22 protein-coding genes are annotated in these 23,547 nt (G+C 68.9%); 10 read left to right on the forward strand and 12 right to left on the reverse strand.

Annotated elements, in window-relative coordinates; genetic code table 11:
• Positions 1–87: 87 nt before the first annotated feature.
• From BLW75_RS37140 to BLW75_RS37160, 5 genes are read right to left on the reverse strand one after another with little or no spacing between them, the layout of a single operon-like run.
• Positions 88–732, reverse strand: coding sequence for a response regulator transcription factor (locus BLW75_RS37140; RefSeq protein ID WP_034311085.1), 645 nt, complete (start codon positions 730–732; stop codon positions 88–90).
• Positions 733–740: 8 nt separating this feature from the next.
• Complete coding sequence (locus tag BLW75_RS37145; RefSeq protein ID WP_034311088.1) at positions 741–2,003, reverse strand: sensor histidine kinase; 1,263 nt, start codon at positions 2,001–2,003, stop codon at positions 741–743.
• 47 nt (positions 2,004–2,050) lie between these two features.
• Complete coding sequence (locus tag BLW75_RS37150; protein ID WP_034311216.1) at positions 2,051–2,254, reverse strand: hypothetical protein; 204 nt, start codon at positions 2,252–2,254, stop codon at positions 2,051–2,053.
• 10 nt (positions 2,255–2,264) lie between these two features.
• The gene (locus tag BLW75_RS37155) at positions 2,265–3,380 is read right to left on the reverse strand and encodes a fatty acid desaturase family protein (protein ID WP_034311090.1); all 1,116 of its coding nucleotides are present in this window, start codon (positions 3,378–3,380) and stop codon (positions 2,265–2,267) included.
• Positions 3,381–3,393: 13 nt separating this feature from the next.
• Positions 3,394–4,485 (reverse strand): ferredoxin reductase, encoded by a 1,092-nt coding sequence (locus BLW75_RS37160; RefSeq protein WP_034311093.1) that lies wholly within the window; start codon positions 4,483–4,485, stop codon positions 3,394–3,396.
• Between the two features lie 89 nt (positions 4,486–4,574).
• Between BLW75_RS37160 and BLW75_RS37165 the strand changes: the two genes are divergently transcribed.
• The 5 genes from BLW75_RS37165 to BLW75_RS37185 all read left to right on the forward strand — a co-directional run bounded on the left by BLW75_RS37165 (position 4,575) and on the right by BLW75_RS37185 (position 9,030).
• Positions 4,575–5,231, forward strand: coding sequence for a TetR family transcriptional regulator (locus tag BLW75_RS37165; protein WP_034311095.1), 657 nt, complete (start codon positions 4,575–4,577; stop codon positions 5,229–5,231).
• 265 nt (positions 5,232–5,496) lie between these two features.
• The gene (locus BLW75_RS37170) at positions 5,497–6,603 is read left to right on the forward strand and encodes a Re/Si-specific NAD(P)(+) transhydrogenase subunit alpha (RefSeq protein WP_034311097.1); all 1,107 of its coding nucleotides are present in this window, start codon (positions 5,497–5,499) and stop codon (positions 6,601–6,603) included.
• Positions 6,603–6,902, forward strand: coding sequence for an NAD(P) transhydrogenase subunit alpha part 2 (locus BLW75_RS37175; RefSeq protein ID WP_007032801.1), 300 nt, complete (start codon positions 6,603–6,605; stop codon positions 6,900–6,902). The genes BLW75_RS37170 and BLW75_RS37175 overlap by 1 nt, the downstream gene beginning before the upstream one ends.
• The gene (locus BLW75_RS37180; protein ID WP_034311101.1) at positions 6,899–8,284 is read left to right on the forward strand and encodes an NAD(P)(+) transhydrogenase (Re/Si-specific) subunit beta; all 1,386 of its coding nucleotides are present in this window, start codon (positions 6,899–6,901) and stop codon (positions 8,282–8,284) included. The genes BLW75_RS37175 and BLW75_RS37180 overlap by 4 nt, the downstream gene beginning before the upstream one ends.
• Positions 8,281–9,030 (forward strand): lipoate--protein ligase family protein, encoded by a 750-nt coding sequence (locus BLW75_RS37185; RefSeq protein WP_034311103.1) that lies wholly within the window; start codon positions 8,281–8,283, stop codon positions 9,028–9,030. The genes BLW75_RS37180 and BLW75_RS37185 overlap by 4 nt, the downstream gene beginning before the upstream one ends.
• A 103-nt stretch (positions 9,031–9,133) precedes the next feature.
• Here BLW75_RS37185 and BLW75_RS37190 read toward each other — a convergent pair whose 3' ends face one another.
• Positions 9,134–9,862, reverse strand: coding sequence for an Lsr2 dimerization domain-containing protein (locus tag BLW75_RS37190; protein ID WP_091599161.1), 729 nt, complete (start codon positions 9,860–9,862; stop codon positions 9,134–9,136).
• Between the two features lie 154 nt (positions 9,863–10,016).
• On the opposite strand from BLW75_RS37190, the gene BLW75_RS37195 reads away from it, so the two are divergent.
• A complete protein-coding gene (locus tag BLW75_RS37195; RefSeq protein WP_034311108.1) occupies positions 10,017–11,390 on the forward strand; it encodes a dihydrolipoyl dehydrogenase family protein in 1,374 nt (457 codons plus the stop codon).
• On the opposite strand, the gene BLW75_RS37200 is transcribed toward BLW75_RS37195, so the two are convergent.
• Positions 11,387–12,793, reverse strand: coding sequence for an RNA-binding protein (locus tag BLW75_RS37200; RefSeq protein WP_034311109.1), 1,407 nt, complete (start codon positions 12,791–12,793; stop codon positions 11,387–11,389). The two genes, BLW75_RS37195 and BLW75_RS37200, sit on opposite strands and share 4 nt — an antisense overlap.
• Positions 12,794–12,986: 193 nt before the next feature.
• On the opposite strand from BLW75_RS37200, the gene BLW75_RS37205 reads away from it, so the two are divergent.
• The 4 genes from BLW75_RS37205 (at position 12,987) to BLW75_RS37220 (ending at position 18,248) form a co-directional block, all read left to right on the forward strand.
• Complete coding sequence (locus tag BLW75_RS37205; RefSeq protein WP_034311111.1) at positions 12,987–14,459, forward strand: S8 family peptidase; 1,473 nt, start codon at positions 12,987–12,989, stop codon at positions 14,457–14,459.
• A 223-nt stretch (positions 14,460–14,682) separates the two neighbouring features.
• Positions 14,683–15,186, forward strand: a complete 504-nt coding sequence (locus BLW75_RS37210; protein ID WP_091599164.1) for a DUF3145 domain-containing protein — start codon at positions 14,683–14,685, stop codon at positions 15,184–15,186.
• Positions 15,187–15,228: 42 nt separating this feature from the next.
• Positions 15,229–15,822, forward strand: a complete 594-nt coding sequence (locus tag BLW75_RS37215) for a hypothetical protein (RefSeq protein WP_034311113.1) — start codon at positions 15,229–15,231, stop codon at positions 15,820–15,822.
• 65 nt (positions 15,823–15,887) lie between these two features.
• The gene (locus BLW75_RS37220) at positions 15,888–18,248 is read left to right on the forward strand and encodes a cation-translocating P-type ATPase (RefSeq protein WP_198935722.1); all 2,361 of its coding nucleotides are present in this window, start codon (positions 15,888–15,890) and stop codon (positions 18,246–18,248) included.
• Positions 18,249–18,459: 211 nt separating this feature from the next.
• Here BLW75_RS37220 and BLW75_RS37225 read toward each other — a convergent pair whose 3' ends face one another.
• The 5 genes from BLW75_RS37225 to BLW75_RS37245 form a co-directional block, all read right to left on the reverse strand.
• Complete coding sequence (locus BLW75_RS37225; protein WP_034311114.1) at positions 18,460–19,710, reverse strand: beta-ketoacyl-[acyl-carrier-protein] synthase family protein; 1,251 nt, start codon at positions 19,708–19,710, stop codon at positions 18,460–18,462.
• A 40-nt stretch (positions 19,711–19,750) separates the two neighbouring features.
• On the reverse strand, positions 19,751–19,996 hold the full coding sequence (locus BLW75_RS37230; RefSeq protein WP_004559006.1) for an acyl carrier protein: 246 nt from the start codon (positions 19,994–19,996) through the stop codon (positions 19,751–19,753).
• 68 nt (positions 19,997–20,064) lie between these two features.
• A complete protein-coding gene (locus BLW75_RS37235) occupies positions 20,065–21,048 on the reverse strand; it encodes a beta-ketoacyl-ACP synthase III (RefSeq protein WP_034311117.1) in 984 nt (327 codons plus the stop codon).
• Entirely contained in the window at positions 21,045–21,971 is a 927-nt protein-coding gene (locus tag BLW75_RS37240; protein WP_277814953.1) for an ACP S-malonyltransferase, read from the reverse strand. Before BLW75_RS37240 ends, BLW75_RS37235 begins: the two co-directional genes overlap by 4 nt.
• Before the next feature lie 278 nt (positions 21,972–22,249).
• Positions 22,250–23,464, reverse strand: coding sequence for a PucR family transcriptional regulator (locus BLW75_RS37245; RefSeq protein WP_034311123.1), 1,215 nt, complete (start codon positions 23,462–23,464; stop codon positions 22,250–22,252).
• Positions 23,465–23,547: the final 83 nt, after the last annotated feature.

Consider the following 23,547-nt stretch of genomic DNA (forward strand, 5'->3'; position numbering starts at 1 on the left):
GGCCGAAGGGGACTTTCCCCGCATGCGATGCAGCGAAAGCGTCCTTCACCGCATGAGACGCGGGGAAGGGCCCCTTCAGCCCTCTTCTCAAGACTCCAGATACCGCAGCACGGCGAGAACCCGCCGGTTGTCCCCTTCGGACTGGGGCAGCGCCAGCTTGCCGAAGATGCTCGACACGTACTTTTCCACCGAGCCCGCCGAAAGGAACAGCGCCGCCGCGATGGCCGAGTTCGACCGTCCTTCGGCCATCAGTCCCAGCACCTCACGCTCCCGCGGGGTCAGTCCGGCGAGCGCGTCCGTCTTCCGCGTGGCGGTGAACAGCTGGCTGACCACCTCCGGGTCGAGCACGGTCTCGCCGTCGGCCACCCGCTGGAGGGCGTCGAGGAAGTCCGACACCTCCGCGACCCGGTCCTTCAGCAGATATCCGACACCGCCCGCGCGATCCGCCAGGAGTTCCGTCGCGTACTGGGTCTCGACGTACTGCGAGAACAGCAGGATCGCGCATCCCGGCAGTTCCGCGCGCAGCGCGATGGACGCGCGCAGCCCTTCGTCGGTGTGCGTCGGCGGCATCCTGATATCCACAATGGACACATCGGGGCGGTGTTCGCGCACCGCCGCGCACAGGCTGTCCCCGTCGGCGACGGCCGCGACGACCTCGTGCCCCCGAAGGTTCAGCAGTTCGACGAGCCCCGCCCGGAGGATGGCCGAATCCTCCGCGATCACGACGCGCACGCCGCCCCCTATTTCCGTATCGGTATTTCCGCGCTGATCACCGTAGGCCCTCCCGGAGGGCTGTCGATGTCGAGCCCGCCGTCCACCGTCGCGAGCCGCTCGGCGATCCCGGCGAGCCCTCCGCCGCGTACCGGCCGGGCCCCGCCTTCGCCACCGTCGCGCACCACGAGCCGCAGGTCTTCGCCGACGATACCCACGTCGACCTCGATCGCGGAGGAAGTGTGTTTGGCGGCATTCGTCAGCAGCTCGGCCACGGTGAAGTAGGCGATGGTCTCGATCGACGGCGAAGGCCGGTCCGGCAGGTCCACGGTGATCCGCGCGTCGATGCCCGAGCCCGCGGCCAAAGTGGACAGAGCGACGTCGAGGCCCGCGTCGAGCGCGGCGGGATGGATACCGCGGGCGAGGTCGCGCAGTTCGACCAGAGCCTGTTTCGCGTTGGCGTGCGCGGCCGTGACCAGGGCGGTGACCTGCTCGAGGTCACCGCCGCCGGCGAGCTCGTCCTTCGCGATGCCGAGCTTCATCGCCAGCGCGACCAGCTGGGCCTGCGCGCCGTCGTGCAGGTCGCGCTCGATCCGGCGCAGCCGCCGCGTCGCGTCGTCGACCGCGGTCGCGCGGCTGCGTTCGAGGTCGCGGACGCGTTTGGAGAGGTCCTCGGCGCCCAGGACCCCGCGCACCAGCAGGCGGTCGAATTCGGCGAGGCCGTGGACCAGCCACGGCATCGACAGGAGCACGGCCAGCCCGGTGAGGGCGAGCGGAAGGGTGAGGGGCCAGGTGTCGACGCGGAGGTCGAACGTCGGCATGGCCTCGCCGTTCAGGGTGAACCAGAACAGCGGATAGGTCAGCGTGCTCACGGCGTACACGAACAGGCTGGCGACCAGGAAGAACTCGATCAACGACAGGGGCAGCCGGATCAGCAGATAGGCGATCGACCGCCAGCCGAGCGGATCCCCGAGCCGCCCTTTGACGCCGTTCCAGAGCCCTGGCCGTGGTTCGCGCCGGGCAGGCGGGGTGACCGTCGTCCCGAGAAGGACACGCGCCAGGCCGATGTGGGCGACGCCGATCAGTCGCGCACCCGCCAGGACGCCGATCAGCACCGGCAGCCCGATCGTGAGCAGGCTCAGGCCGGCGCCGAGCAACAGTCCGACGACGACGAGCACCACGGACGCCAGGGTCAGCGGCGCGCCGATGATCACCCAGGCCAGCTCGGCCCGGTACGCGCGGCTCAGCTGTGCGCCGAGGACGCGTCGAGGCAGAGCGAGGCGGGTGATCACGGCTTCAGCGTGCCGCGGCCACCAGCCTCGTGCCCATCCAGGTTTCCCTAGTCTTCGTCGCGGCTCTCGTCCGCCTGCGCCCGCTGGGACGCCTCGCGCATCTCGATGACGTCCGTCAGCCAGTCGCCGGTTTCGCGGGCGATGTCCCGGATCGCGCCGGTGATGATCGTCGCGATGTTGCCGATATGCGTGGCCGCGGACTCGGTGACCTCTTGGACCACGTCCTTGGTGCTTTCGAACTGACCGACCATGTCAGACACCTTAAGCCGCTCGGAGGGTCTTGTCGCTCTCCACGGTAGCCGGTGTGCGGGGCTCGCCGTTCCACGGAAGGGCCAGTTTCACGATCTTCTTGGCCACCGAGAACAGCTGCTTGTGCAGGGGGCCGGTGTTGTACGGCAGGCCGTACTTCTCGCAGATCGCCCGCACCTCGCCCGCGATCTCCGGGTAGCGGCGCGCCGGGATGTCCGGGAACAGATGGTGCTCGATCTGGTGCGAGAGGTTCCCGGTCATGATGTGGAAGAGCTTGCCGCCGGTGATGTTCGCCGAGCCGAGGATCTGCCGCAGGTACCACTGGCCCCGCGACTCGTTCTCGGTCTCCTCCTCGGTGAAGCTCTCGACGTCGGCGGGGAAGTGCCCGCAGAAGATGATCGAGAACGCCCACAGGTTGCGGGTCAGGTTCGCGGTGGCGTTGCCGAGGAAGGTCAGCGGCGCGAGCGGACCGGTCAGCAGCGGGAACAGCACGTAGTCCTTGCCGACCTGGCGACCGGCCTTCTTGAGCATCTTCAGGCCGACCTCCTTGTTGTCCGACCACTTGCGCTCGCCCTTGACGACGCGGTCGAACTCGAGGTCGTGCAGCATGACTCCCCACTGGAAGAACAGCGCGAGCAGCGTCGCGTACACCGGGTTGCCCAGGTAGTACGGGTGCCATTTCTGCGCGGTGTCCATGCGCAGGACGCCGTAACCGATGTCGCGGTCCTTGTCGAGGATGTTGGTGTACGTGTGGTGGATGTAGTTGTGGGAGTGGCGCCAGTTCTCCGACGGCGCGACGGTGTCCCATTCGAACTTCTGCGAGCTCAGTGCCGGGTCGCGCGTCCAGTCGTACTGGCCGTGCATGACGTTGTGGCCGATCTCCATGTTGTCGAGGATCTTCGCCACCGAGAGCGCGGTCACCCCGGCGACCCACGCCGGCGGGAAGAACCCGGCGAACAGCAGCCCGCGGCCGGCGACCTCGAGCGCGCGCTGGGTCTTGATGACGTTGTGGATGTAGTCGACGTCGGCCTGGCCGAGATCGGCGACGATCCGCTGCCGGATCTCGTCCAGTTCGCGGCCGAACTCCTCGACCTGGGCGGGGGTGAGCTTGTCCTGCAAGCCGGTCATCCCGGGCTCCTTTCTAAGCGTTGATCTCGACGTCCCCGACCGGGACGGAGATGCAGAGCTGGATCTCTTCGTTCTCTTCGCTGGAGGTCTCGCCGGTCTTGGCGTTGCGCACACAGCCGGAGGTCTTGATCTGGGTGCAGGAGAAGCAGATGCCCATCCGGCAGCCGTGTTCCGGGCTGAGCCCCGCCTCTTCGGCCTGCTCCAGCAACGGTTTCCCGGAGTTGGCGAATTCGCGGCCGCTGCGCGCGAACCGCACCTGCCCTTCGGCGTTTTCGGTGTCGAAGGTGAGCGCCGGCGGCGTGAACTCCTCGGTGTGCAGATGTGCGCCGAGACCGTCGGCCTCGAAGGCTTCGCGGACCGAATCCATCAAGGGCTTCGGACCGCACAGGAAGGTTTCGGCGTCGGGGTACCACGGCGCGGCCTCGGCGAGGTGCTCCTTCGAGAAGAATCCGTGGAGGTCGCCGCCGGTTTTGGCGTGAGTGAACGCGTGTACCACCCGCAGGCCGGGCAGGCGGCGCGCGAGGTCGGCGAGTTCGGCGCGGTAGAGCGCGTCTTCGGCGCCGTTGGAGTAGTGCAGGAAGGCGAGATCGCCCTCGTACTTCTCGTCCGCCAGCGTGCGCAGCATCGACAGGACGGGCGTGATCCCGCTTCCGCCGCTCAGCAAGAGGATCCGCCGGGGCCTCGGCGAGGGGAGGGTGAATTCACCGTCCGGAGTGGACAATCCGAGGACCGAGCCGATGGTGACCGTGCGGTTCAGGTGCCGCGAGACGAGGCCCTGCGGGTCGGCCTTGATGGTCAGTTCCAGTGATCCGTCGTGCTCCGAACCGGCGGGTGAGTAGCAGCGGGTCCGGCGGACGCCGTCGATCTCGACGGTCACCCGCACGTACTGGCCCGCGACGTGTCCCCGCCAGGCGCGGCTCGGCCGGATGGTCAGCGTGACCGTGTCGGGTGTCTGCCGCCGGACGCCGGTGACCAGGCCGCGGATCTCGCGGCGGACCAGCATCGGATCGACGAGTTCGAGATAGCGGTCCATGCCATGGGGCGTGAGCAGGGCCTCGGCCAGCGAAGCCAGTCGCCTGGCCCTGCGCGGTACCAGTGCCGTCATCACTTCTCCCAAATTCAGTGAACGCTTGTACACTGAATAGTGAAGTGGCGATACTCGCGCTTGTCAACGCGAGAGGAGGGTGATGTGACGTGGGTGATACCGCGGAGGCGATTACGCTGTCCGTCGTGACAACGGAGCCCGTTTCCCGGCAGGAGCGCAAACAGCGCACACGGCAGGCGCTGCTGGACGCGGCCCTGGACCTGGTGGCGGAACGAGGGTTCTCCGGGCTCAGTCTGCGCGAGGTGGCGAAGCAGGCCGGGATCGTGCCGACGGCGTTCTACCGCCATTTCGCGTCCATGGACGAACTGGGTGTGGCGCTCGTCGAGGAGTCGATGCGCACGCTGCGCACGATGATCCGGTCGGCACGTACCAAACCGGCCGCGTACAACGACATGATCAGGACGTCCGTGCGCATCCTCCGCGAGCACGTGCGGGCGCACGAGGACCATTTCCATTTCCTGACCAGGGAGCGGTACGGCGGCACGGGACCGGTCCGGCAGGCGATCGCGTTCGAACTCAAGCTCTTCGTCAGCGAACTCGCCGTCGACCTCGCGCGCTTCGACAATCTCCGCGAATGGAGCACCGAAGATCTCCATCTGCTCGCCGACCTGATCGTGACGACCATGCTCACGACGGTGCTGGAGCTGCTCGAAGCGCCTTCGCGTGACGACGAGATCGGGCGCACGGCCGAACGGCGGCTGCGGCTGATCTTCCTGGGCGTGCCGAACTGGCGCAGCGTTCCATGATGCGGAAAGCGCTGCCGTACAAGGCGGGCTGAAAGCGTCCTTCGCCACGTGACACGCGGCGAAGGACGCTTTCGTCACATCTGATGCGGTGAAAGTCCCCTTCAGCCCCCTTATGACGTCGCACACCTGGATCGATGGCTGGATCGATCGTGATGAGCGATGTCACGGAAAGATGCCGTCCGGATACGTTCAGCCAGGAAAGTTGTCGGCCGGGCGTGGTAAGAAGTGCGGGTTCGTGTGGTCCTCTCCAGCGAGGAGGTCGCCTGTGGCGGCAGAGAACGAGCAGCTCACGGTCGGTGTGGTCCGGGAAACCGGGCAAGGCGAACGCCGTATCGCGCTGGTACCGAAACTCATCGAGCGCGTTTCCGGACGCGGACTGCGGGTGGTGGTCGAGCCCGGTGCGGGCGCCGGCGCGCTGCTCGCCGACGAGACCTTCGAGCAGGCGGGAGCGGTGATCGGCGATCCGTGGGATGCCGACATCGTGGTGAAGGTGGCGCCTCCGAGCGCGGCCGAAGTCGCGAAGCTCAAACAGGGCACCGTTCTCATCGGCTTCCTGAATCCGAGGGGTGATCCCGAGGGGATAGCGGCGCTCGAATCGGCGGGTGTGCGCGCCTTCGCCGTCGAGGCGATCCCGCGGATCTCCCGCGCGCAGGCGATGGACGCGTTGTCGTCGCAGAGCAGCGTCGCGGGTTATCGCGCGGTCTTGCTGGCCGCGGAGAAACTCACCCGGTTCTTCCCGATGCTCACCACCGCCGCCGGGACCGTCCCACCGGCGAAGGTGCTCGTGCTCGGCGCCGGCGTCGCCGGGTTGCAGGCCTTGGCGACGGCGAAACGGCTCGGCGCGCAGACCACCGGGTACGACGTCCGGCCGGAGGTCGGCGAGCAGGTGAAGTCGCTCGGCGCGAAATTCCTCGACCTCGGTATCGAGGCGGTCGGTGAAGGCGGGTACGCCCGCGAGCTGACCGACGAGGAAAAGGCCGAGCAGCAACGCAGGCTCACCGAGGCGATCACGAGGTTCGACGTCGTGATCACCACCGCGCTCGTGCCTGGCCGCCGGGCACCGGTCCTCGTCACCGCCGACGCGGTGAAGGGGATGCCCGCCGGCGGTGTCGTGGTCGACCTCGCCGGAGAGACCGGCGGCAACTGCGAGCTGACGAAACCGGGCGAGGTGGTCGTCGAGCACGACGTCACGATCTGCGCGCCGCTCAACCTCGCCGCGGAGATGCCCGCGCATTCCAGCGAGCTCTACGCGCGCAACGTCACCGAGTTGCTCGAACTGCTCGTCGACAAAGAAGGCAAGCTCGCGCTCGATTTCTCCGACGAGATCGTCGCCGGGGCCTGCGTGGCCGGAAAAGAAGAAGGAGGCGAGTGATGCTCGTAGGCAGTTTGGCGATCCTCGTACTCGCCGGATTCGTGGGTTTCACGGTCATCTCCAAGGTGCCCAACACGTTGCACACCCCGCTCATGTCGGGCACCAACGCGATCCACGGCATCGTCCTGCTCGGCGGGCTGATCGTGCTCGGCCTCGGGGTCGACGGCGTACTGAACAAGATCCTGCTGGTGATCGCGATCGCCTTCGGCACGATCAACGTGGTCGGCGGCTTCCTCGTCACCGACCGGATGCTCTCGATGTTCAAGGCGAAGAAGCCGGAAGACGGTGGTGACAAGTGACGACCTTCATCGCCGTCCTCTACATCATTTCCTTCGCGCTGTTCATCTACGGCCTCATGGGCCTGACCGGTCCGCGCACCGCGGTGCGCGGCAACTGGATCGCCGCGGTCGGCATGGGCATCGCGGTGATCGCGACGCTGCTGACGCCGGGGATGAGCAACTGGCTGCTGATCGCGCTCGGTGTCGCGATCGGTGTCGTCGTCGGCGTGCCGTCCGCGCGCAAGGTCAAGATGACCGCGATGCCGCAGATGGTGGCGCTGTTCAACGGCGTCGGCGGCGGAGCGGTCGCGCTCATCGCGTGGGTCGAGTTCCGCACCACCGAGGGCTATGCGCACGAGCCCGCGTATGTCGCGATCGCGTCGTTGTTCGCCGCGATCGTCGGTTCGGTGTCCTTCTGGGGATCGAACATCGCGTTCGGGAAACTGCAGGAACTCATCTCCGGCCGCCCGATCACCCTGGGCAAACTGCAGCAGCCGGTGAACGCCCTGGTCCTGATCGCCGCGATCGTGTTCGCGGTCGTCATCGCCGTCGGCGGTGACGCCGAGCTGCTGATGATCGGACTGCTGGTCGCGGCGGGCGTGCTCGGCGTCGTGGTCGTGCTGCCGATCGGCGGCGCGGACATGCCGGTCGTCATCTCGTTGCTGAACGCGCTCACCGGATTGTCGGCCGCGGCCATGGGGCTCGCGCTCGACAACACCGCGCTGATCGTGGCGGGCATGATCGTCGGCGCTTCGGGTTCGATCCTGACGAACCTGATGGCGAAGGCGATGAACCGGTCGATCCCGGCCATCGTCGCGGGCGGGTTCGGCGGCGGCTCGGCGGTCGCGAGCGGCGGATCCGGCGAGGTCCGGCCGGTTCGCAGCACCAGCGCGTCCGACACCGCGATCCAGATGGCGTACGCCAACAAGGTCGTGGTCGTGCCCGGTTACGGCATGGCCGTCGCGCAGGCGCAGCACGTGGTCCGCGAGATGGCGAAACTGCTGGAGGCCAAGGGGATCACCGTCGCGTACGCCATCCACCCGGTGGCGGGCCGGATGCCGGGGCACATGAACGTGCTCCTCGCCGAGGCCGACGTCCCGTACGAGCAGCTCAAAGAGATGGACGAGATCAACTCCGAGTTCGCCCAGACCGACGTCGCGCTGGTGATCGGCGCGAACGACGTCACGAACCCGGCCGCCGAGACCGATCCGGGCTCGCCCATCTACGGGATGCCGATCCTCAAGGTGAACCACAGCCGGTCGGTGATCGTGCTCAAACGCGGGATGAGCTCGGGCTTCGCCGGTATCGACAACGAGCTCTTCTACGATGCGAAGACCAGCATGCTCTTCGGCGACGCCAAATCGTCGGTGGGCGAGATCGTGGAGGAACTCAAAGCACTGTGATCGGTCCCTCGGAAGTCGTCGCCTCGTTCGACGACCCGGCCGACAACCTCGCGTTCGACGAAGCCCTCCTGCGCGCCGCACCGGAGGCGCCGATCCTGTGGATCTGGCGCAACACCGACTGTGTGGTCGTGGGGCGGGGGCAGAAGATCGAACGCGAGGTCAAGGCCGACGTCTGCGCGGCTGACGGCGTCCCGGTGCTGCGCCGGGCCAGCGGCGGCGGCACCGTGTTCCACGATCCCGGCAATCTCAACATCACGCTCGTCCTGCCGGGGCTCGGTTTGTCGGAGAAGTCCGTCAGACCCCTGGAAGCACTCGGGGAACTGATGACCGCGACGGTGGCCGAACTCGGGCTGCCGTCGCGGCTCGGTGATCGTGGTCTGTTCGTCGGTGACGCGAAGCTGTGCGGTTTCGCGGTGTTCCGGACGAGAACGGGCTTGCTCGCGCATTCCACGCTGCTCGTTTCAACCGCGGCCGAACGGGTCGGCCGATACCTCACTTCGGCACCCTCGGATCCTCGGCCGCTCGACTCGCATCGCAGCCCTGTCGCGTCGCTGGCCGAGCATGGCCTGCGCAAAGGTGTCGCCGAAGTCACTGCCGCGGTCCGCGTGGCGGCGGCCGCGCAACTGGGTGAACTCACCACCCGGAAGCCCTCGGCCGAGGAGCTGGAGCGGCACCGCTCACTCCAGCACACGCGGTACCACTACCAGGAATGGCATGCCAAGGGCGCTCAGAGAAAAGGCTCGTGAGTGGTAATGACGGTTCTAACCGTCATTACCACTCACGAGACCCAACGCAATCGGGCCCTCTTCCCACAATTGTGCGAAGAGGGCCCGTTTGTGTTTATTGAGACTATTTCTCCGTGGCCGAGAAAGTGACGGCGGGCACCTTGCGGGCGGCGCGCGTGGTCTTCTTCGGCTCGGCGGTCTTCTTCGCCGGAGCCTTGGCAGCGGCCTTCGGAGCGGCCTTGGCGGCCGTCGTCTTCGCGGCAGCTGCCTTCGGAGCCGCCTTCGCGGCTGTCGTCTTGGCCGCGGCCTTCGGCGTCGCCTTGGCCGTGGTCTTGGTCGCGGCCGCGGTCTTCGCGCGACCGGCCGGAGCCTTGGCCGAGGTCGCCTTCGCCGCTGTGCTGCGGGCCGACTTCGCCTTGGCGGCAGTGGCTTTCGCCGTGGTCTTGGCCGGAGCCTTGGCCTCCGCTTTGGCGGCGGTGGTCTTCGCGGCGGCGGTCTTGGGAGCGGCCTTGGCGGCAGCGGGCTTACGGCCGGCGACCCCCTTCGCGGCGGGCTTGCGGCCCGGCTTCGCGGCCGTCTTCGACTCGGCCTTCGCGGCGGTGGCCGCGGTCTTCGGGGTCGACTTGGCCACGCGCGCGCCCTTGGGCCGCTGCACGACCCGCGGCCGCAGTTTGCGTCCGCCGATCCGGCGGCCGTTCTCCACATAGGCACGCAGGATGTCCCGGAGTGCGGTGGCGTTGTCGGCCGAAAGGTCGATGTCGTAAGCGATTCCGTCCAAACCGAAAGCGACCGTTTCTTCGGCCGCCTCGCCGGTCAGATCATCCAGCAAATGCACAGCAGTGTTCCTGGCCATGAAAAACCTCCCGCGCTCGATCGTTCTACTGCGTAACCGGCACGGCGAAACCTGACCCGCGGCTATGACTCACGCAGCGACACGAGGATAGCGGCAGGTTGCGCGAAGCTGCGCGGTGGTGTGCGCTGAATGCATGTCAGCACAGGATTTTGACGTGATCGTGATCGGAGGCGGCCCGGTCGGCGAGGTCGCCGCCGAACGGGCAGCGCGGGGCGGCCTCCGGGTCGCGCTCGTCGAACACGAACGCTTCGGCGGCGAATGTTCTTACTGGGCCTGCATTCCGAGCAAGGCACTGCTGCGGCCGGGGAACCTCCTCGCCGCCGCCAAACGGGTCCCCGGCGTCCCGGTGGGCGACGCGGTCGACCCGGCCGAGGTGTTCGCGCGCCGGGACTGGTTCACCGGCAAGGGAGACGACACCGGACAGGTCGAGTGGGCGGAAGGCGTCGGGATCGTCCCGATCCGCGGCCACGGGCGGATCACCGGTGAGCGGGAGATCACGGTCGACGGTGGTGACGTGCTGACCGCGCGGCACGCCGTGATCGTCGCCACGGGCAGCGTCCCGCGGACACCGCCGATCCCCGGCCTGGACACCGTTTCCCCGTGGGGGTCGCGTGAGGCGACCTCGGCGGAGAAGGTTCCTGGCCGCCTCGGCGTACTGGGCGGCGGTGTCGTCGGTGTCGAAATGGCGCAGGCCTTCGCCACGCTCGGCGCCGAAGTCCACCTGATCATCTCGGGCGAACGTCCGTTGCCTCGGCTGCCGGAGTTCGCGGGAGACGCCGTCATCGCGGGTCTCCGGGAAGCCGGGGTCACCGTGCACACCGGCTCCGGCCTCGACTCCGTGTCCGCTGTGGACGGTGGTAAGGAATTGGCCTTGAAAGGTGGTGAGCGGTTGGTCGTCGACGAATTGCTCGTCGCCACCGGCCGCCGCCCGGCGACCGACGGACTCGGCGTCGAGACACTGGGGCTCGAAGCGGGCGCGCCGCTCACGACGGACGACAACGGCCGGGTGTCCGCTGTGGACGGTGGCTGGCTGTTCGCCGTCGGCGACGTCACCGGCCGGGCGCCCCTGACACATCAGGGCAAATACGCGGCCAGGGCCGCGGGCGACGCGGTGGCCGCGCAGGCCGCGGGCAAACCCGTCGACTCCGCCGCGTGGAGCGCGCACAGCGCCACGGCCGATCACCATGCCATCCCGCAAGTGGTGTTCACCGACCCGGAGGTCGCTTCGGTCGGGCTCGCCGGGCCGGAAGAGGGCAAGCCGCACCGCGTCGTCGACATCGACATAGCGGTGGCCGGTTCGTCACTGCACGCGGACGGGTACGCGGGCAAGGCGCGGATCGTCGTCGACAGCGAACGCGGTGTCCTTCTCGGCGCGACCTTCGTCGGGCAGGACGTGGCGGAACTGCTGCACGCGGCGACGATCGCGATCGTCGGCGAGGTCCCGCTGTCGAGGCTGTGGCACGCGGTCCCGTCGTTCCCGACGATCAGCGAGGTGTGGTTGCGCCTTCTGGAGGCGTACGGGCTCTAACCGTTCACGGGCAGTTCGAGCGCGGCCTTCGCGCCGCGAACGAGGCCGGGGTCGTCCGGAGTGGACGGTCCCGGCACCCACACGACCTGGACCAGCCGGACCGACTTCCCGTCCAGGCTGCTCTGGTAGGCGGCGCCCTCGAACACCGGGGCTTCGCCCTGCCACTGGCTGGTCTCGGTGGCGAGGTCGAGGATGCCGCCCCCACCGGGGGTGTCGGCGGTGGCCTTGAACGCGGTCGCCTGCTGGGTGTTCGGGAATTCCACGACGGCGATCGTCGCCGCGGCGGCCCGGCCGTCGATGGAGCCGGCGAAGCTGGCCCGTTTCACCGCGGAGCAACTCGTCTGCTGAAGGCTCGACTGGACGTCGCCGTACGCGTGCGACGCGCATTTCTGATCCGCGGCGGACGCCCGCGACGTGAATTGGGTGCTCTCCACCGCGCTGCTGCTCGGTGGCGGCGGCGGGGGAGCCTGGGTGGACGCGGTGTCGTCGCCGCTGGAAGCGACGCTGATGGCCGCGACCAGCAGCAAGATGAGCAGGCCGATCGCGGCGACCGGGAGCCATTTCACCGTCTTGGACTGGTGCGGCTTCTTCGGGTCCGGCTCGGCGGGAGCGGCTTCCGGTGGCGGGGTCGGCTGGGCCGGGGGAACCGGCTTCACGGCGACAGCCTGCTGAACAGGCTTGACGGGCGGCGGGGGAGGGGCTGCCGATTTCGCGGGCCCCTTCCCCGGATGGTGCGCCGGGACCGTCGGCGCGATCGCGACGAGCGGGTTCTCGCGGATCACCGTCGGTTCGTCGTCGGAGTAGGCACTGAACCCTTCCCCGAGCAACACCTCTTCCGGCATCGGCGGCGCGTCCGGAGCGAGCGCGGCGATCAGCTCCCGCGCCTGCTGGACCGAGCGGGGGTGCGGTGCGACGGCCAGGGAGACCGTCGCGGCGAGCATCGTCGTCGCCGTGGGGTAGAGGACGCGGACCGAGCCGGCGAGATCCGCGGCGGGCTGGTCGACCGTCTCCACGTACGGCCCGACGGCGATGATCGTGCCGATCGGCCCGGCGCCGGGGGCGACGTCCGCGATCTTGTGGGTGCACGCGGCGGACAGCGAGAGCGCGTCCGTGGCCGGGTTGATCGAGGTGTCACCGTGGACCAGCGGCCAGCCGTCGGCCTTCCACGGCCCGCCGAGCGGGGCTTCGAGTTTCAGCGCCGGATCCGGCAGGTCGACGCCGATGACGATGAGGACACCCTTCGGCATGACCAAGACGGCTTCGACGGGCCTGCCGTCGACCGGGCTGGCACCGATCAGGGCGACCCCGCCGACGATGTTGCTGCCCCGGCCGAGCGAAGCCAGCGCGGCGCGGACGTCCTCGGCCACCCGGGACGGCTGCTGAGCGAGGCGAACGAGTCGCACCGAACCCCTCCCCCCTCTCGTCGGTCTCGGTGCACAAACTAGCGCCTCCATCTGGAGCAACGGAGAGACACGTCGCAGGTAGCGAGGTGATGTTGCTCCGAAAAGTGGTAATGCGCGTGCACGCCGTCACCCGTCCGGGTGGTACTCGTTGGTAGGTGACAGTTTCCTGCCCTCTGTCACCAGGAGAATCACCATGGCCGCATTTCGCCACTGGCGTCGACGTGCAGCACTAGTCGTCGCCCTGCTAGCCGTCCCGGCCGCGGGGATGGTCCCCGCGCAGGCCGCGGGACCGCTCGCACCCGTCGCCCCCGGACTCTCCCGGCTGCTCTCGGCAGCCACCGGCGCCACGGGGGTGACCGCGCTCGTGCACGCCGGCGACATCGCCACCGCCGAACGCGCCGCCCGCGCGGCCGGGCTCGAGAAGATCACCTCGTTCGGGAAGATCGGCGTCGTCGCCGTCCGGGGCACGGCGGACCAGGTGCGCGCGGTCCGAGGGGCCGCCGGGGTCACCTACGTCGAAGGCAACGAGAAGCTCAGGGCGCACGGCAGCGCCGGCACCACGGCGACGCGAAGCCTGCAGACCCAGACACAGCTCAAGGACGCCGGTGGCGCTCCCGTGGACGGCACGGGCGTCTCGGTCGCGATCATCGACACCGGCGTCGACCCGACGCATCCGGCCTTCAAAGGCGCCGACGGCAAGACACGGGTGGTACGCAACCTCAAGAGCCTCTGCCTGAACGGCCCCGCCACGAACTGCGTCGTCGACGTCCCGACCTCCGTCGACACCGACACGCTCGCGCTGGGCGGCCACGGCACGCACGTCACCGGGATCGCCGCCGGGAACCGGCTGACGCTGACCGACGGCACCAAGGTCGGTGGCTCGGCGCCGGGCTCGAAGATCGTTTCCGTCTCGACCGGGGCCGCGCTGCTCGTGCTCGGCACGGACGCGGCGCTGAACTGGGTGCTGGAGAACCACAAGGCGCCCTGTGGCGCGGGTGTCGCGGCGTCGGTGTGCCCGCCGATCAAGGTGACCAACAACTCCTACGGCCCGAGCGGTGGCGGCACCTTCGACCCGAATTCGGCGACGGTGAAACTGCAGCGCGCCCTCGCCGCGGAAGGCGTCGTCACGGTGTGGGCGAACGGGAACGACGGCGGCGACGGTTCGGCGAACCTCTCCAACCCGCCGGGACAGGACCAGACGCCGGGCGTGCTGTCGGCGGCGTCGTTCAACGACCAGGGCACCGGCACCCGCGACGGCACGATGTCCGACTTCTCCTCGCGCGGTCTCAAGACCGACCAGGCGAGCTGGCCCGACGTTTCCGCGCCGGGGGAGAACATCCTCTCGGCGTGCCGTCCGACGCAGCCGATCTGCACGCAGGGCCTCCAGCCCAAGAACGGCCCGGGCCTCCTGGACCTCGGCACCTACAACGTGATCAGCGGCACCTCGATGGCGGCGCCGCAGATCACCGGGATCGTCGCGCAGCTGTTCCAGGTCGCGCCGAACGCGAGCCCGGGCGACATCGAAGCCGCGATCAAGGGCACGGCGTACAAGTTCGCCGATGGCGCGCCGTACGTGGCGGCCGGGCCGTACACGTCGAGCTTCGACAAGGGCACCGGCCTGGTGGACACCTTCGCCGCGGCGAAGTCCCTCGGCGCCCAGGGTTAACCCTCGTGATGGCCCCCTTCCCTCGGCTGAGCCGAGGGAAGGGGGCCATCACGCGAGTCGTGCGTCCCAATCAGGTGCGACTTGTGGTGTTCATGTGGCCAAACAGCACAGTTGGGGTGCACAATGTGCTCACGCGTACCGGGAGGCGGCACGAGCCACCTGACCAGCGCAGCTCGCGAGGTCGTAGGGGAAGACGCCCCTCGTCGAGTAGCGGAGGTCAGCAGTGAGCACCCGTGGCAACACCCGTGGCGTGGTGTACGTCCACTCGTCGCCGTCTGCGGTGTGTCCGCACGTCGAGTGGGCCATTTCGGGCACCCTGGGTGCCCGAGTCGAGTTGAAGTGGACGGCGCAGCCCGCCAGTCCAGGACAGCTCCGCGCCGAATGTGGTTGGCGTGCGCCTTCGGGCACCGGCGGCAAGCTGGCGTCCGCGCTCAAGGCGTGGCCGATGATCCGGTTCGAAGTCACCGAAGAGCCCAGTGCGGGGGTCGACGGAGAGAGGTTCTGTTTCGCGCCGGGCCTCGGCCTGTGGCACGGCAGGACCAGTGCCAACGGCGACATCGTCGTGGGCGAGGACCAGTTGCGTGCCTTGGTGAGCAAGGTCCGCACCGGCGAATCGCTGGCGCACAAGCTCGACGAGCTCCTCGCCGCCAACTGGGACGAAGCGCTCGAACCGTACCGGCACGCCGGTGACGGCGCCCCGGTCACCTGGCTGCACCAGGTCGGGTAGACGCCGGTGTTGACGGAAGAGGCGGGCGGCTAACCTTTCAGGGTGACCGCCCAGCCTCGCCCCCTCTCTCGCCAGCGGTGGCTGATCCCCGTTCTCGTGGTCGTGATCTCCATGACCGTCGCCGTGGGGTTGCTGGCACGTGATCTCTACACGCGCCCGGAGGCCGAGCCCAGCGAGCCGGTCGTGAGCGAGTCGCCGACGTCCGTCGCCCCGGAGCAGCAGCCCGGTTCGCCCGTCGTCGAGGTGACTCCGGACGTCTTCGCGCATCCGCAGTACCAAAGCGTCCGGCAGGTGCTGCAGGGATATTTCGACTCCATCAACGACCGCGACTATCCGAAGTGGACATCGGTGGTCACCCGCGAGCGGGCGAAGACCAAGACCGCGGCGGAGTGGAGGAAGGACTATCAGTCCACTCGGGACGGCAGCATCCTCGTTTACCGCATCGAGCCGAGCACGCCGACCATGCTCCGGGTGCTCGTCGCCTTCACCAGTACGCAGGATGTCGAAGACGCGCCGCTGTACCTGCCGGAGGGGTGCATCCGCTGGCGGCTGGTGCTGCCGTTGCGGCTGGAGAGCGGATCGTGGCGCGTCGACACGACCGACGGTGGCACCAACCCCGAACACGAAAGATGCTGAAGTAAGGGGCGACATCGTCCCCGAGGCTGACGCGGGCGGGAGCCGGGCGGAATAGAGTCGCGGGCATGGCAATAGATCAGCCGGCCCTGCTGACCGACGCCTCGAGGGGGCTCACCAGCGAAGAGGTCGCCCAGCGGGTGGCCGCGGGCCAGACCAACACGGTCTCGACGAAGACCAGCCGGACGACCGGCGAAATCATCCGCGCGAACGTCTTCACCCGGATCAACGCGATCTACGGCGTGCTGTTCGTGCTCATCCTGTCGACGGGGTACTTCATCGACGGGTTGTTCGGCGGGCTGATCATCGTCAACAGCGCGGTCGGCATCATCCAGGAACTCCGGGCGAAACGGACACTGGAACGGCTCGCGATCGTCGGGCAGGCGAAGCCGACGGTCCGCCGTGACGGCCGGAGCAGCGAGATCGCGCCGGAAGACGTCGTGCTCGGAGACCTCGTCGAGCTGGGGCCGGGCGACAAGATCGTCGTCGACGGCCCGGCGCTGACGGCCGACGCGCTGGAGGTCGACGAATCGCTGCTGACCGGTGAATCCGATCCGGTGGTCAAGCAGCCCGGCGACAAGGTGCTGTCCGGCAGCTTCGTCGTCGCGGGCAGCGGCACCTATCGCGCGGACATCATCGGCGACGAGTCCTACGCGGCGAAGCTGGCCGCGGAGGCCAGCAAGTTCACCCTGGTGAAGTCGGAATTGCGCCAGGGCATCGACAAGATCCTCAAGTTCATCACGTACCTGCTCATCCCGGCGGGCGCGCTGACGATCTACAACCAGCTCGCGGGCGACCAGGCGTGGCCGGACGCGCTGCGCGGCATGGTCGCGGCGCTCGTGCCGATGGTGCCCGAGGGCCTGGTGCTGATGACCAGTGTCGCGCTGGCGGTCGGTGTCATCCGGCTGGGCAAGCGCCAGTGCCTGGTGCAGGAGCTCCCGGCGATCGAAGGACTCGCCAGGGTCGACGTGGTGTGCGCGGACAAGACCGGCACGCTCACCGAGAACGCGATGCGGCTTTCCGAGGTCCGGGAGATCACGCCGGGCCATCCGGTGGACGACGTGCTGGCCGCGCTCGCCGCCGCCGATCCGCGCCCGAACGCGAGCCTCCAGGCGATCGCGGAGGCGCACCGGACCGATCCGGGCTGGCGGGTCTCCACGACCATGCCGTTCTCCTCGGCACGCAAATGGAGTGGTGCTTCGTTCGGTCCCGACGGCGATTGGGTGCTCGGCGCGGCCGATGTCCTGCTGCCCGAGGGCGAGCACCGGGCGGAGGCCGAGAAGATCGGTTCACGCGGTCTGCGGGTCCTGCTGCTGGGCCGTGCCGAGCGGGCCGTCGACGCGGCCGAAGGCCCCGGCGAGATCGAACCGGTCGCGCTCGTCGTGCTGGAGCAGAAGGTTCGCCCGGACGCGAAGGACACGCTGGACTTCTTCGCGCACCAGGACGTCGCGGTCAAGGTCATCTCCGGTGACAACGCCATTTCGGTGGGCGCGGTCGCGGGCACCCTCGACCTGCCGGGAGCCGACAAGCCCGTCGACGCGCGGAAGCTGCCGGACGACGCGGAGAAACTGGCTGACACCGTCGAGGAACGTGCCGTCTTCGGCCGCGTGACCCCGCTGCAGAAACGCGCGATGGTCGGCGCCCTGCAGTCGAAGGGGCATACCGTCGCGATGACCGGCGACGGCGTGAACGACGTCCTCGCCCTGAAGGACGCGGACATCGGCGTCGCCATGGGAGCCGGCAGCCCGGCCACCCGCGCGGTGGCGCAGATCGTACTGCTGGACGACAAGTTCGCCACCCTGCCGCACGTCGTCGCCGAGGGGCGGCGGGTGATCGGCAACATCGAACGCGTCTCGAACCTGTTCCTCACCAAGACGGTGTACTCGGTACTGCTGGCGCTGATGGTCGGCATCGCGCAGGTGCCGTTCCCGTTCCTGCCGCGGCACATCACGATCACCGCCTGGTTCACGATCGGCCTGCCCGCCTTCGTGCTCTCGCTGGCGCCGAACAACGAACGCGCCCGCACCGGCTTCGTCGGGCGGGTGATGCGGATGGCCGTCCCGGCCGGGCTGGTCATCGCCACCGCGACGTTCGTGAGTTACCTGCTGGTGTACAAGGGTTCCGGACAGTCCGAACTGGACAAGATCCAGGCGGGGACGACCGCGCTGATCACGCTCATCACGATCGCGCTGTGGGTGCTCGGGATCGTCGCGCGGCCGTATCGGTGGTGGAAGATCCTGCTGATCGGCGGGATGGTCGTGCTGACGCTCGCGTTGTTCCTGATCCCGTTCACACAGAAGTTCTTCGCGCTGGACCCGAGCGTGAGCGCGTACACGCTGTCGGCGTTCGCCTGCGCCGGAGTGGGGATCGTGCTGGTGGAAGTGGCTTGGTGGGCCGGGCGGTATCTGGTCAAGCGCCAGGAGGCGTGACCGGGGAGTCTCGGAGGAATCCCCCTCATAGCCTCCGGAACCGCCACGGTTGGCAAAGAGCGTGCTGCGAAAGCCACTTTCGCAACCTTCAACGTTGCGAAAGTGGCTTTCGCAACACCGCGTTCGCTGTGCCGCCCGCGCCACCCAAGAAGTACGTGAAGGCCCCCTTCACTGCGCTAGACGCAGTGAAGGGGGCCTTCACGTACTGAAATCAGGCCGCCGGGGTGAACAGCAGCGCCGTGTTGTGCCCGCCGAAACCGAACGAGTTGCTGATCGCCGCGCCCAGCTCGACCTTGCGCGCCTCGCCGGAGACGACGTCGAGCTGCACCTTCGGGTCCAGATCTTCGAGGTTCAGCGTCGCCGGGATGAGGCCGTGGTAGATCGCCAGGATCGTGGCGATGCCCTCGACCGCGCCCGCACCGCCGACCAGGTGGCCGAGCGCGCCCTTGGGAGCGGTCACCACGACGTGCTCACCGATGGCCTTGCGGATCGCCGCGGCCTCGCCGACGTCGCCGACGACCGTCGAGGTCGCGTGCGCGTTGACGTGGCCGACGTCGGCAGGGGAGACCCCGGCCATCGTCATCGCCTGCCGCATGGCGGCGATCTGTCCGACGCCCTCCGGGTGGTTGCCCGTGATGTGGTACGCGTCCGAAGTGATCCCGTACCCGCTCAGCTGCGCGTAGATCCGCGCGTTGCGGGCCTTGGCGCGGTCCGCCCGCTCGAGGATCACGACGCCGGAGCCCTCGCCGAGGACGAAACCGTCACGGTTCACGTCGAACGGCCTGGACGCCTTCGTCGGGTCGTCGTTGCGGGTGGACACCGTCCGCGCCTGCGCGAAACCGGCGAGGGTGATCGGGTGGATGCACGATTCGGCACCACCGGCGACCACGACGTCGGCCCGGCCCGAGCGGATCATCTCGTAACCGGCGGCGATGCCTTCCGCGCCCGACGCGCAGGCCGACGCGGGCGAGTGCACGCCGGCACGCGCCTTCAAGTCGATCCCGACGTGAGCGGCGGGGCCGTTCGGCATCAGCATCGGCACGGTCAGCGGGGAGACCTTGCGGAGTCCCTGCTTGTGCAGAAGGTCGTTCTGGGAGATCAGGGTGACCGGACCGCCGACACCGGTACCGATGGTCACCCCGAGGCGCTCGGGTTCCACATCCTGATGCTCGTCGGTCGGCTGCTCGAAGCCCGCGTCCGCCCAGGCCTGCCGGGCGGCGATGAGCGCCACCTGCTCACAGCGGTCCAGCCGCCGGGCCTGGACCCGCGGCAGGACCTCGGACGGGTCGACGGCGAGCATGGCGCCGATCTTCACCGGCAGTTCGAGTTCGTCGACCCAGTCGGCTTCGATACGGCGGATCCCGCTCGCCCCGGCGAGCAGGCCGTCCCACGTGGACGCGACGTCCCCGCCGAGCGGCGTGGTCGCGCCCATCCCGGTGATCACGACGTCGATGTTGCTCATTGGAGTCTCCCCAAGGTCGGCGCCAATCAAGAAGTCGGACTTACTTGGAGTTGGCCGACACGTAGTTCACCGCGTCGCCAACGGTCTTCAGGTTCGCCAGCTCGTCGTCCGGGATCTTGACGCCGAACTTGTCCTCGGCCTGGACAGCGATCTCCACCATGGACAGCGAGTCGATGTCGAGGTCGTCCACGAAGGACTTCTCGGCGGTCACGTCGTCCTGCGCCACACCGGCGACCTCTTCGACGATCTCGGCGAGGCCGGCGAGGATCTCTGCGTTGTCTGCCACTGGTTGTTCCCTTCTCGGTGATGCTTTCGGCTGCCCTGCGGACACGGTGCCCGCGGGGGAAGTATTCATCACGGGCAGATGAAGGCCTGGCCCGCGTAGGAGAGTCCGGCACCGAAGCCGACGGCGAGCACGACGTCGCCCTGTTTGACGGTCCCGGCTTTGCGCATGTGGTCCAGCGCCAGCGGAATCGACGCGGACGAGGTGTTGCCCGAGTACCTGATGTCGTCGGCGACGACCATGTCCTCGCGGGCGCCCTTGGCACGCAGCTTCTTCGCGATGGCCTCGACGATACGCAGGTTGGCCTGGTGCGGGATGAGCACGTCCACATCGGACGGTTCGAGCCCGGCGAGTTCCAGTGCCTGCATGGCGATCGGCGCGATCTGCGTGGTCGCCCAGCGGAAGACCGACTGGCCCTCCTGGTAGATCCACTTGTCGTCGCGCATGTAGATCAGGTCGACGTGCTCGCCTGCGCTGCCCCAGGCGACCGGGCCGATCTGCGCGGTGTCGGCCGCGCCGACCACCGCCGCGCCCGCGCCGTCGGCGAAGATGATCGCGTTCGCGCGGTCGACCGGGTCGACGTGGTCGGTGAGCTTCTCGGCGCCGATGACGAGCGCCTTCTTCGCACTGCCCGCGCGGATCAGGTCCGAGGCGACGCCGATGCCGTAACAGAACCCGGCGCAGGCGGCGTTGAGGTCGAACGCGGCCGGATGCGTGATGCCGATCCGGTCGGCCACCTGTGCGGCGGCGTTCGGGATCTGGGTGGGCATCGTGCAGTTCGGCAGGATGACCGTGTCCACTTCGGACGGGTCCACGCCGGCGTCCGCCAGCGCGGCGGTGCCCGCCTTGACCGCCATGTCGACCAGCGACTCGTCCTTTTCGGCGAACCGGCGCTCGACGATGCCCACCCGCTCGCGGATCCACTGGTCGTTGGTGTCCATGATCTTCGAGAGATCGTCGTTGGTCACGATCTTCTCGGGCTGGAAGCTCCCGACACCGAGGATGCGGGTCCCGGCGGCGCCCGGCGCCTGCCGCAAAGTGGATCGGTCGGTCACGAAGCGTCCTCCTGCCCCTGAAGCTTCGCCAGCTCGGCCGGCGTCTTCAGAGCGATCGTGGTGGTCACGGTTCCCTTGAGCTGCCGCTTGACCAGCCCGGTCAGCGTGCCCGCCGGCGGAAGTTCGAGCGTCGAGGTGACACCCGCGGAGACCAGACCGTCCATGGTCAGGTCCCAGCGCACCGGGCTCGTGACCTGCTTGACCAGCCGGTCGAGGTATTCGGCCCCGCTGGTGACGACCTGGCCGTCGGCGTTCGACAGCAGCGGACGCGTCGGGTCCGCCGGGGTGATCTTCGCAGCGTGGGCCGCCAGCGCTTCACGCGCGGGTGCCATGTAGGAGGTGTGGAACGCGCCCGCGACCTTGAGCGCGCGGACCTTCGTCCCCTCGAGCGGCTCGGCGACGATCTTCTCGATCGCTTCGGCGGCACCGGAGGCGACGATCTGACCGGCACCGTTGCGGTTCGCCGCGGCGAGCCCGTGGCCCTCGAGCCACGCGACGACCTGCTCCGGGTCGCCGAGCATGACCGCGGCCATGCTCGTGGGCTCCAGCGCGCAGGCCTTCGCCATTTCCGCGCCGCGGACGGCGGCCAGCGCGACGGCGTCTTCGGGGCTCAGCACCCCGGCGACGGCGGCGGCCGCCAGCTCGCCGACGGAGTGACCGGCGACCGGCGCGTCCGCGGCGACCGGGGCCTCACGCTGAAGGTGCTCGAACGCCAGCAGTGACAGCGCCACGATCAGCGGCTGCGTGATCGCGGTGTCCTGGATCTCTTCGGCGTCCGCTTCGGTGCCGAGGCGGACGAGGTCGAGACCGGCTCGCTCGGACCAGGCTTCGACGCGCGCGCGGGCGCCGTCGAGCTCGAGCCAAGGGGAGAGCATGCCTGGGGCTTGGGAACCCTGACCGGGGGCGAGGACTGCAACTGTCACCCCATTAGAGAACACTCTCGGCCACCATGGTCGTGATGCCGACGCTCACCAAGTCCGGCCGACGGAATTGTCGAAACCCTCCAAAAGCGTCTTCCTGATCACCGCGCTTAACCCAAAAGCCTTGTCGGGTTCAACCAGCTTTCCCTATGAACTCCGTCACTGCGCAGAGTTACCAACCGGTTCTGGTGGGAGGCCGCGGGTAGCCGCTGGGGCGCGTGGGTCGTGAGTGGTAAGTGACGTTCTAACGACACTTACCACTCACGACCACCCCGTCCCAGTCACCAGAGTCCGCGGGCACGGGCCAGCCGCCCGACCGTCAGCGCCACCTTCAGCACCCAGGCGTCACGCGATTCGGCGGCGTGGCGGCCGGTGAGTTCGGCCGCCTTCCGCAGCCGGTACCGGACGGTGTTCGGATGCACGAACAGCGTTCGCGCGCAGGTCTCCAGGACGCCGCCGCTGTCGAGGTAGGTCTCCACCGTCCGCAGCAGTGCCGGGCCCGCTTCCTCCAGCGGTCGCGCGATCTGCTCGACGAGCAGGCGTTCGGCCTCGGGGTCGCCGGACAACGCGCGTTCCGGCAGCAGGTCGATCGATCTCGCGGGCCGCGGCGCGCCGGGCCAGCCGACGACGGCACGAAGGCCGGAAAGCGCCTCTGTCGCACTGTGGCGCGCTTCGGCGAGCGTGGGCACCGTCGGCCCGGCGACGACCGGGCCCTCGGCGAAGGCGACCGAAAGCTTGGTGAGGATCTCGCGGTCCTTGACGCTGCCGTCGGTGGGCCCGGCGACGACCACGACCAGGCGGGAGCCCTGCACCGAGAGCAGCACCGGACGCCCGACCCGCGCGGCGCGGCTGCGCACTTCGAACACGACGGCGGGCGGGTCGTCCGACGTCGGGGTGCCGACCAGCGCGGTGGCGGGCGCGGCCGGATCCCAGCCGAGCGCGGCGGCGCGGGAGAGCACCGCCTCCTCGGCGTCACCGCGGACGATGCCGTCGACGACCAGCGCCTCCAGCCGCGCGTCCCACGCGCCTCGCGCCTCGGCGGCCGCCGCGTAGGAGTTGGCGGCGGCGAACGCGATCTCCCTGCCGTAGCGCAGGATCCCCTCGATCAGCGCGGCGCGTTCCGCCTCATTCGCGGCGAACTCCGGCAGCTGCTCCTCGAACACCTCGATCGCCAGCCGGACCATGCCGACCGCCTGCCGCAGGCTCACCCACCGGGAAAGCTCGGCCGGTGCTTCGCGGAAGGCTTCGGTGGTGAGGGAGAGGGCCTCCTTCGCGTCGCGGAGCCAATCGACGAAACCGGCGGCACCCGCCTGGGTGATCAGCAGGACGCTCGCGCGCTGGTCGGCGGGAAGCCTGGCGAACCAGCTCAGCCGCTCCTCCATCACCGCCACACTCGCGCTCGCGAGCCGGCCGGAGGCGTGTTCGAGCCGCCGGAGGGTCTTGGCGGACAGCCCGTGGTGCTTGGGCACACGCCGTCCGGAGGTCGCATCAGCCATGGTCAGCCGATCCTAGGCCGTGTCCGGCAAGCCGTGTTCGCGGTCTTCGTGAACTGACTTGCCGGACACGACCTGGTCCGCCG

The organism is Amycolatopsis lurida, assembly GCF_900105055.1.
Taxonomy (GTDB): domain Bacteria; phylum Actinomycetota; class Actinomycetes; order Mycobacteriales; family Pseudonocardiaceae; genus Amycolatopsis; species Amycolatopsis lurida.

Bases quoted from the DNA above. Each gene is read 5' to 3' on its own strand.
- BLW75_RS37155 (WP_034311090.1), bottom strand. From the start codon at position 3,380: ATGACCGGCTTGCAGGACAAGCTCACCCCCGCCCAGGTCGAGGAGTTC.
- BLW75_RS37190 (WP_091599161.1), bottom strand. From the start codon at position 9,862: ATGGCCAGGAACACTGCTGTGCATTTGCTGGATGATCTGACCGGCGAG.
- BLW75_RS37225 (WP_034311114.1), bottom strand. From the start codon at position 19,710: ATGAGCAACATCGACGTCGTGATCACCGGGATGGGCGCGACCACGCCG.
- BLW75_RS37220 (WP_198935722.1), top strand. From the start codon at position 15,888: ATGGCAATAGATCAGCCGGCCCTGCTGACCGACGCCTCGAGGGGGCTC.
- BLW75_RS37245 (WP_034311123.1), bottom strand. From the start codon at position 23,464: ATGGCTGATGCGACCTCCGGACGGCGTGTGCCCAAGCACCACGGGCTG.
- BLW75_RS37205 (WP_034311111.1), top strand. From the start codon at position 12,987: ATGGCCGCATTTCGCCACTGGCGTCGACGTGCAGCACTAGTCGTCGCC.
- BLW75_RS37150 (WP_034311216.1), bottom strand. From the start codon at position 2,254: ATGGTCGGTCAGTTCGAAAGCACCAAGGACGTGGTCCAAGAGGTCACC.
- BLW75_RS37175 (WP_007032801.1), top strand. From the start codon at position 6,603: ATGCTCGTAGGCAGTTTGGCGATCCTCGTACTCGCCGGATTCGTGGGT.
- BLW75_RS37160 (WP_034311093.1), bottom strand. From the start codon at position 4,485: ATGACGGCACTGGTACCGCGCAGGGCCAGGCGACTGGCTTCGCTGGCC.